A 1711-nucleotide genomic window follows, 5' to 3' on the forward strand; every position below is an offset into this window, starting at 1 on the left:
TCCTTGTAAAATTAAGTTTTGGTCGGCAAACCTACTATTATTTTACATCGGAGGTTTTATTTTTTTCTACTCATAGCTATAAGCTTTTTAGAACCACAGGTAAAACCTGTGGTATTCATTAATACAAAAATAGCTATTAAGTAAAATACTTAACAGCTATTTTATAAAAATTATACACTAATTTCACTTACTATATCTAATGCTTCCTTATTAGATGATATAATTGGATCTACATATTCATCTATAAATTCAATAACTTGACTTGGAGATCTTCCTATAAATTTAGTTGAATCTATTATTGATAAAATTTCTTCTTTTAAAAGTCCAAATGATTTATCATTTATTATTCTCTCAATTAAATCATTGTCTAATCCTTCACCTTTTACTCTTTGTGCTGCTGCCATAGAATGAACTCTTATTTTTTCATGAAGTTCTTGTCTATCTCCACCTTTTTTAACCGCTTCCATCATTATGTTTTCAGTAGCCATAAATGGTAATTCATTATTAACATGGGCCTCTATAACCTTTGGATAAACCACCATATTTTCAGCAACATTTATATAAAGATTTAATACTCCATCTAAAGCTAAAAAACCTTCTGCTACTGATATTCTTTTATTTGCAGAATCATCTAATGTTCTTTCAAACCACTGAGTAGATGCAGTTATAGCTGGATTTAAAGCATCAACTATAACATATCTAGCTAATGCTCCCATTCTTTCACTTCTCATAGGATTTCTCTTATATGCCATAGCAGATGATCCTATTTGATTTTTTTCAAATGGTTCTTCTATTTCTTTCATACTTTGAAGTAATCTCAAATCATTAGAAAATTTATATGCACTTTGTGCAATCTCTGATAAGGTATTTAATACAATAGAATCTAATTTCCTTGGATATGTTTGACCTGTTACTCCATAGCTTTTCTTAAATCCCATTTTTTCCGCTACCATTGTATCTAAAGCTTTTACTTTACTTTCATCGCCATCAAAAAGATTCATGAAACTTGCTTGAGTACCAGTTGTTCCTTTAACTCCTCTTAATTTTAAAGTATCTATTAAAAAATCTATATTTTCAATATCCATAACTAAATCTTGCATCCATAAAGTAGCTCTTTTTCCTACAGTTGTTAATTGAGCTGGTTGGAAATGAGTAAATCCTAATGTAGGCATATCTTTATACTTAATAGCAAAATTCTTTAAATGGTTTAATACTGTTACTAATTTCTTTTTAATTAAAAATAGTGCCTCTCTCATAACTATTACATCAGTATTATCCCCTACATAACAACTAGTTGCACCTAAATGAATAATTCCCTTAGCACTTGGACATTGTACTCCATAAGCATATACATGACTCATTACATCATGTCTAACTTCTTTTTCTTTTTGTAAAGCTTCTTCATAATTTATATCATAAATATGAGATTTTAATTCTTCTATTTGTTCTTCTGATATATTCAATCCTAATTCTCTTTCACATTCTGCTAAAGCAATCCATAATTTTCTCCATGTTGAAAATTTCATATCATCAGAAAATATGTAAGACATTTCCTTAGATGCATATCTTGAGTTTAATGGTGTACTATACAAGTTTCTCATAGCATAAACCTCCTAAGTTTAAAAAATTAATTACCACTTTGGTATTATAACATATTTTTATTATTTTATGTATTAATATGGTATATTTTTTCTTTTATCTAGTATATTAT

At 27.9% G+C, this 1711-nt stretch carries 1 protein-coding gene; it reads right to left on the bottom strand.

Translation table 11 applies throughout. From position 1 onward, the window contains the following. Window positions 1-170 precede the first annotated feature (170 nt). A complete protein-coding gene (purB, locus tag GBZ86_RS15600) occupies window positions 171-1601 on the bottom strand; it encodes an adenylosuccinate lyase (RefSeq protein WP_152892188.1) in 1431 nt (476 codons plus the stop codon). Window positions 1602-1711: the final 110 nt, after the last annotated feature.

Source organism: Clostridium tarantellae (genome assembly GCF_009295725.1).
GTDB classification, from domain to species: Bacteria; Bacillota; Clostridia; order Clostridiales; family Clostridiaceae; genus Sarcina; species Sarcina tarantellae.

Coding starts and splice junctions, on each gene's coding strand:
- purB (WP_152892188.1), bottom strand. CDS start 1,601: ATGAGAAACTTGTATAGTACACCATTAAACTCAAGATATGCATCTAAG.